Raw genomic sequence first — 6,675 nt, 5'->3', positions numbered from 1 at the left:
TCCTATTCTGGCCGATATATGCGAAAAACCCGGTCATGCATCAAGCATGAAACGGGTTTTTCGACAGACTGAGGCGGACAGCTTCCGCTGTCCGCCTGTGTGCCTGACAATTCAGTGGGTTCAAAAAGTGTACCTGTGGGAACTATCAGAAAGGATGTCCTTTTTTTCTTTTCCGCCGCCGCGCTGCGCCGCTCTGTTCCGGGCCGCGCCGGGACCGTCGATTTGGACCGGAAAACAGGCGGGTATTTTGTTCAAAATGGCGGAGTCCATCCCTTGCGTGTCCGCCGGGGGACGTAGTATAATGAACTGACGGAATTAGACGGGTTTAACTTATAAAACAAGGCGGATGGAAGAAGCATGAGCAGGGAAGAGACAAAAACAGGCCAACGGACTCTGGAGGAGGTACAGCCCGGCGAACAGGGGATCATACTCCGGGTAGGCAATGAAAAGGGGCCGGTGAAGCGCCGGCTGGTGGATATGGGCCTGACGCCAGGCACGGAGGTCACTGTGCGCAAGGTGGCCCCTTTCGGCGACCCACTGGAGCTGAATCTGCGGGGATACGAACTCTCTCTGCGGAAGGCGGACGCGGCCCAGATTCTCCTTGCCACGGGCGAGGAGGGGGAGCGGCGGGCCAGGACCCGGCGCCAGCGCATAGGCATGGTGCAGCACCTGCCGGATGAGGAGACGCTGCGCCGGATGGACGCCGACCACGCCCACGAGGCCGCCGAGCACGGCGGGGAGCCGGACTATGCCAGCCACGACACCCGGGAGATGAAGCTGGCCCTGGTGGGCAATCCCAACTGCGGCAAGACCACCCTCTTCAACGCCCTCACCGGCTCCAACCAGTATGTGGGCAACTGGCCCGGCGTGACGGTGGAGAAGAAGGAGGGCAAGGCGGAGGTGGACGGCAAGCCGGTGACAGTGGTGGACCTGCCCGGTATCTACTCCCTGTCTCCCTACTCCATGGAGGAGATTGTGGCCCGGGACTTCATTGTGGGGGAACATCCCGACGCCATCATTGACATCCTGGACGCCACCAATATGGAACGCAACCTGTACCTCACCGTCCAGCTGCTGGAGCTGGAGCGGCCCATGGTAATTGCCCTGAACTTCATGGACGAGGTGGAACGCCACGGGGACAAAATCGACGTGGAGGGCCTGTCCCAGGCTCTGGGGGTGCCGGTGATTCCCATCACCGCCCGCTCCGGCAAGAACATCCAGGAGCTGCTGGAGGTGGCCCACCGGCAGATGCACGTGGGGGTTACCGTGGAGCCGGACGACCTGTATGACGATTTTACCCACCAGATCCACCATAAGGTGGGTGAGCTGATCCACGACAGGGCCTACGCCTCTCACATTCCCGCTCACTGGGCCTCCATCAAGCTCATTGAGGGAGACTCCCTGGTGGAGCAGGCCCTGGGCCTGGAGAAGGACACCCGGGAGAAGTTGGAAGCGGTGTGCCGGGAATACGAGGGCGCTTATGAGCTGGGCGACCGGGAGACCCTGGTGGCCGATGCCCGGTATCAGTTTATCCAGCAGGTGGTGGAGCGCTGTGTGCGCCGGGGCAGGCCCCTGGGCGCCCCAACCCTGTCCGACCGGGTGGATGCCGTGGTCACCCACAAGTTCCTGGCTATCCCGGTATTTCTGGCCATGATGCTGGCCATGTTTGCCCTCACCTTCGGTCCCGGCCAGGTGCTGGCCGACGGGGTGGACACCCTGATCGGCGGATACTTTGCCCAGTGGGTCCGGGGCGTCCTGACCGCCGCCGGAACTGCCCCCTGGGTGGAGGCCCTGCTGGTGGACGGTGTCATCGCCGGAGTGGGGGGCGTGCTCACCTTCCTGCCCCAGATTGCCATTCTGTTTTTCTTTCTCTCCTTCCTGGAGGATTCCGGCTACATGGCCAGGGCGGCCTTTATCATGGACCGGCTGCTGCGGCGCTTCGGTCTGTCGGGCAAGGCATTCATCCCCATGCTCATGGGCTTCGGCTGTACCGTCCCCGCCGTTATGGGGGCGCGGACCATGGAGAATGAGAAGGACCGGCGGATGACCATCATGCTGGTCCCCTTTATGTCCTGCTCCGCCCGGCTGCCGGTGTACGGCCTGCTTACCGCCGCTTTCTTCCCCCGGTATGGGGGCCTGGTGGTGTTTTCCCTCTATTTTATGGGACTTGTTTTTGCCATTTTCTCCGGTATCCTGCTGAAAAAGCTGGTGTTCAGGGGGGAGCCTGCCGCCTTTGTGCTGGAGCTGCCCCCTTACCGCCTGCCTACCGGGAAAAACATCGCCCTCCACGTGTGGGAGAAGGTAAAGGGCTTCCTCGTCAAGGCCGGCACCCTGATTCTGGCCATGAGCGTGCTGCTGTGGTTCCTCCAGACCTTCGGGGTGGAAAACGGCGCCTTCGGCCTGGTGTCCGACGCCGGGTACTCGATCCTGGGCGCCGTCGGCTCCTTCCTGGCCCCTGTTTTTGCTCCCCTGGGCTTCGGCACCTGGCAGGCGGCGGTGGCCCTCCTCTCCGGCCTCATCGCCAAGGAGATGGTGGTGTCCTCCATGAGCATGTTCTATGGCTTTTCCGTCACCGCCAGCGGCGCCGCCATTGCCGCCGCCCTGGGCTCCACCTTCCAAAGCCCCCTGGCCGCCTACTCCTTCCTGGTATTTGTGCTGCTCTACGTCCCCTGTGTGGCGGCGGTGTCCACCATCCGCAAGGAGATGAACTCGGTGAAATGGACCCTGGCCTCCATCGGCTGGCAGCTGTGCGCCGCCTGGCTGGGCTCCTTCCTGGTGTATCAGATCGGTTCCCTGTTTTTGAGGTAATGCCATGCTGAAATATGTCATCTATGCCGGGGTGGCCGTCCTCATCCTCTGGGCGGCGGCCTACCTCATCTACCGGTTCCACCAGAGCCTGAAGGGGAAGCGGGGCTGCGGCTGCGGCGGCTGCTCCAGCTGCCCCCACACCTGGTGCCGCCACCGGAAAACGAAGTAAAAGGAGGATTTCTCTCATGGACGACCAACGCCAACAGCTCCAGGACTGGATCAGCGAAAGCTCCAACCTCGTCTTTTTCGGCGGAGCCGGGGTGTCCACCGAGAGCGGTATCCCCGACTTCCGCAGCGTGGATGGGCTGTACAACCAGCAGTACCAGTATCCCCCGGAGACCATCCTGAGCCACACCTTTTTTCAGCGAAATCCGGAGGAATTTTACCGCTTTTACCACAATAAAATGCTCTTTCCAGATGCCAAGCCCAACGCCGCCCATTTGAAGCTGGCGGAGCTGGAGCGGGCGGGGAAGCTGAAAGCGGTGGTGACCCAGAACATCGACGGCCTCCACCAGGCGGCGGGCAGCGTGGCCGTGTATGAGCTCCACGGCTCCGTCCACCGCAACTACTGCATGAAGTGCCATCAGTTCTACGACCTGGACTTTATGATGAAGAGCCAGGGCGTGCCTTACTGCCCGGTGTGCGGCGGCACCATCAAACCCGACGTGGTGCTCTATGAGGAGGCCCTGGACCAGGAGACCATGGAGGCCGCGGTGCTGGCCATCTCCCGGGCGGACATGCTCATCATTGGCGGCACCTCCTTAGCGGTGTACCCGGCGGCAGGCCTGATCCGCTACTACAGGGGGAACAAGCTGACCCTCATCAACAAGAGCCCCACCCCCTACGACATGGAGGCCGATCTGGTCATCAACCGCCCCATCGGGGAAGTGCTGGGTGCCATCCAGGTATAACCAAAGGGCGTCCCGCACGGACGCCCTTCACTTTTTTATTGAAAAACAATAAAAACCATGGTATACTCGCCCCAAAGGGGGAGATACCATGGAAAAGACTGCTGTGAAAAAGCTGGCCGGGGTACTGAAGATACTGGTGACCATCACGTTTGTGTGCAATCTGGTGGCCCTGCTGTTGGTGCCTGGAATGAGCCTGATGAAAGGGCTGGACGAGTTGCTGACGCTGACACCCTACGAAAATCCGCTGGAGGTTCCCTTTCGGGTGGGAATCGCGTTTGCCCTGAGCTGGGTCTGGGTGTGGGCGGCCGGGGCATACGAGATGGTGCTCGCCCTGTTTCTTCTGTTCTGCGGGGCATGCACCGCAGTGGTGCTGTGGCAGGCCCGGCGGGTACTGGACACCATTCTGGAGGGGAATCCCTTTCAACTGGTCAACAGCCACAGCCTCCGCCGCTCGGCGGCGTGCAGCTTTCTCATTTCCGCCGCCGCCCTGGTCCGGCTGATCTGGGGCCTGGCATTCTATGGTACGGTTGATCCGCTGCTGACCTACAACGCCCTGTTTGTCCCCGTGTTCTTCATGGCGGGGCTGCTCTGCCTGGTGATGTCCGCCCTGTTCCGCCAGGCGGCGGAGCTGAAGAGGGAAAACGATCTCACCATTTAGGGAGGTGAAGCTATGCCTATTATGGTAAATCTGGATGTGATGATGGCCAGGCGGAAGATGAGCCTCAATGAGCTCTCCGCCAAGGTGGATATTACCCTGGCCAATCTGTCCATTCTGAAAAACAACCACGCCAAGGCGGTGCGCTTCACCACCCTGGAGGCCATCTGCAAGGCGCTGGACTGCCAACCTGGGGATCTGCTGGAGTATGTACCGGAGGAATCGTCGAATTGAGGAACTTGGGGGATGCATCCACCGGGAATTTATGCTATAATGATGCTTACCGAAATTTCAACAGGGAGGAACTGGGATGAAGCAGGATATGATCCTTATCTTAGATCTGGGCAGCGGCGAGAACGCCCAGCTGGCCCGGGAGATTCGGGCGCTGGGGGTGTACAGTGAGATTCACCCCCACGATATCACCCTGGAGGAGCTCCACGCCCTGCCCAACGTGAAGGGCGTCATCCTCAACGGCGGTCCCAACCGCGTGGTGGACGGGGTGGAGATTGACGTCTCCAGGGACATCTACAACTGCGAGGTGCCGGTGCTGCTGGCCGACCACAAGGGGGACAAGCCCTGGCCCGCTGACCCAGAGGAGCGGAAGCAGGCCCTGTCCAACTTTATCTTCGGTGTGTGCGGCGCCCAGGCCAACTGGAACATGGAAAACTTCATCGCCGACCAGGTGGAGCTGATCCGCCGGCAGGTGGGGGACAAGAAGGTGCTGCTGGCCCTGTCCGGCGGGGTGGACTCCTCGGTGGTGGCCGCCCTGCTGATTCGCGCCATTGGCAAGCAGCTTACCTGCGTCCACGTCAACCACGGCCTGCTCCGCAAGGGCGAGCCGGAGCAGGTGGTGCAGGTGTTCCGGCACGAGATGGACGCCAATCTCATCTATGTGGACGCGGTGGACCGCTTCCTGGACAAGCTGGCCGGCGTGTCCGACCCAGAGCGCAAGCGCAAGATCATCGGCGAGGAGTTCATCCGCGTCTTCGAGGAGGAGGCCCGCAAGCTGGAGGGCATCTCCTTCCTGGGCCAGGGTACCATTTACCCCGACATCATCGAGTCCGGCACCAAGACTGTGAAGGCGGTGAAGAGCCACCACAACGTGGGCGGCCTGCCGGAGGATCTGGACTTTGAGCTGGTGGAGCCCCTGAAGATGCTCTTTAAGGACGAGGTACGCGCCTGCGGTAAGGCCCTGGGCCTGCCCGACAGCATGGTGTACCGCCAGCCCTTCCCCGGCCCCGGCCTGGGGGTGCGCTGCCTGGGGGCCATTACCCGGGACCGGCTGGAGGCTCTGCGGGAGTCCGACGCCATCCTCCGGGAGGAGTTTGCCAAGAACGGCCTGGAGGGCAAGGTGTGGCAGTACTTCACCATCGTACCCGACGTAAAGAGCGTGGGCGTCCGGGATGGTAAGCGGGCCGACGAGTGGCCGGCCATCATCCGGGCGGTGAATACCGTGGATGCCATGACCGCCACGGTGGAGAATGTGCCTTTTGATTTGCTCCAGCACATCACCTACCGTATCACCCATGAGGTGAAGGGCATCAACCGGGTGCTGTACGATTTGACACCCAAGCCCACTGGCACCATCGAGTGGGAATGATTTCAGAGGCCCGGAAAAGCCTGATATAACTGGGCTTTTGAAGGGTTAATGCCCTCCGTGGCAACGATTTGGCAACACTTTTTCATTATTCATAAAAAGAGAGCTAACTGATTTTGATTAGTCAGTTAGCTCTCTTTTTCTTTTTATTATTACTCTGTGCAACAAACGGCCTCTCCCGTGGCCTACAAGTGAGCAGGTCAAAAGAGGTCCTGGGGCGGTATCTTCACATAGGTCTGGGAGTTTTCAAACTCCGGGTAATGGTAGCGCCACTTATCATAGTCCTCTTTGGAGATTTCGCCCGCCTCCAACATGGCAGCGGCCTGTTGCCAGGAGCAAAGCATCTCATGCAGCCGAGCAGCGTCCTTGCTCTTCCGCACATCGACCTTCAGGCAGACTTCTCCATCCATCTCGCTAATCTTGAGCCCGTAGTTATCCTCCAGGGTAAACAGGGTGTGCATGAGCCCCACATAGGAGTCTATGTCTGGGACAGAGAGCGCATGGGGAGAGACATCCAGTACCTGAGCCAGGGCAGCAGTCAGGTCCGCCTTAGGGGTTCTTGATCCTGTTTCGTACTGAGCAAGGCGCACATCGGCAGACTTCTCCGGGAAGCCCAGCGCCATACCCAGATATTTCTGTGTCATCCCCCGCAGGAGACGGAAAAAGTGAATCCGTTCGCCAATCGCCATATCATCAACTCCAAT

At 60.4% G+C, this 6,675-nt stretch carries 7 protein-coding genes; 6 read left to right on the top strand and 1 reads right to left on the bottom strand.

What is annotated here, in order from left to right; all coding sequences use genetic code 11:
- Positions 1–357 precede the first annotated feature (357 nt).
- The 6 genes from feoB (at position 358) to guaA (ending at position 5,974) form a co-directional block, all read left to right on the top strand.
- Positions 358–2,808, top strand: coding sequence for a ferrous iron transport protein B (gene feoB, locus Q0J74_RS09685; RefSeq protein WP_297213975.1), 2,451 nt, complete (start codon positions 358–360; stop codon positions 2,806–2,808).
- A gap of 4 nt (positions 2,809–2,812) precedes the next feature.
- Positions 2,813–2,977, top strand: a complete 165-nt coding sequence (locus Q0J74_RS09680) for a FeoB-associated Cys-rich membrane protein (RefSeq protein WP_297213973.1) — start codon at positions 2,813–2,815, stop codon at positions 2,975–2,977.
- Between the two features lie 16 nt (positions 2,978–2,993).
- Positions 2,994–3,719 carry an NAD-dependent protein deacylase gene (locus Q0J74_RS09675; protein ID WP_297213970.1) on the top strand — a complete coding sequence of 242 codons (726 nt, stop codon included), beginning with the start codon at positions 2,994–2,996 and terminating at the stop codon, positions 3,717–3,719.
- Between the two features lie 88 nt (positions 3,720–3,807).
- Complete coding sequence (locus Q0J74_RS09670) at positions 3,808–4,377, top strand: DUF2975 domain-containing protein (protein ID WP_297213967.1); 570 nt, start codon at positions 3,808–3,810, stop codon at positions 4,375–4,377.
- 12 nt (positions 4,378–4,389) lie between these two features.
- On the top strand, positions 4,390–4,608 hold the full coding sequence (locus Q0J74_RS09665; protein ID WP_297213964.1) for a helix-turn-helix domain-containing protein: 219 nt from the start codon (positions 4,390–4,392) through the stop codon (positions 4,606–4,608).
- A 76-nt stretch (positions 4,609–4,684) separates the two neighbouring features.
- Entirely contained in the window at positions 4,685–5,974 is a 1,290-nt protein-coding gene (guaA, locus tag Q0J74_RS09660; RefSeq protein ID WP_297213961.1) for a glutamine-hydrolyzing GMP synthase, read from the top strand.
- Between the two features lie 197 nt (positions 5,975–6,171).
- On the opposite strand, the gene Q0J74_RS09655 is transcribed toward guaA, so the two are convergent.
- The gene (locus Q0J74_RS09655; RefSeq protein ID WP_297213978.1) at positions 6,172–6,660 is read right to left on the bottom strand and encodes a helix-turn-helix domain-containing protein; all 489 of its coding nucleotides are present in this window, start codon (positions 6,658–6,660) and stop codon (positions 6,172–6,174) included.
- Positions 6,661–6,675 lie beyond the last annotated feature (15 nt).

This window comes from uncultured Flavonifractor sp. (genome assembly GCF_944387675.1).
GTDB lineage: Bacteria > Bacillota > Clostridia > Oscillospirales > Oscillospiraceae > Flavonifractor.
The sequence above is the reverse complement of the archived record's forward strand: the minus strand, read 5'-3'. Positions and strand labels throughout refer to the sequence as shown.

Bases quoted from the DNA above. Each gene is read 5' to 3' on its own strand.
- guaA (WP_297213961.1), top strand. From the start codon at position 4,685: ATGAAGCAGGATATGATCCTTATCTTAGATCTGGGCAGCGGCGAGAAC.
- feoB (WP_297213975.1), top strand. From the start codon at position 358: ATGAGCAGGGAAGAGACAAAAACAGGCCAACGGACTCTGGAGGAGGTA.
- Q0J74_RS09680 (WP_297213973.1), top strand. From the start codon at position 2,813: ATGCTGAAATATGTCATCTATGCCGGGGTGGCCGTCCTCATCCTCTGG.
- Q0J74_RS09655 (WP_297213978.1), bottom strand. From the start codon at position 6,660: ATGGCGATTGGCGAACGGATTCACTTTTTCCGTCTCCTGCGGGGGATG.
- Q0J74_RS09670 (WP_297213967.1), top strand. From the start codon at position 3,808: ATGGAAAAGACTGCTGTGAAAAAGCTGGCCGGGGTACTGAAGATACTG.
- Q0J74_RS09665 (WP_297213964.1), top strand. From the start codon at position 4,390: ATGCCTATTATGGTAAATCTGGATGTGATGATGGCCAGGCGGAAGATG.
- Q0J74_RS09675 (WP_297213970.1), top strand. From the start codon at position 2,994: ATGGACGACCAACGCCAACAGCTCCAGGACTGGATCAGCGAAAGCTCC.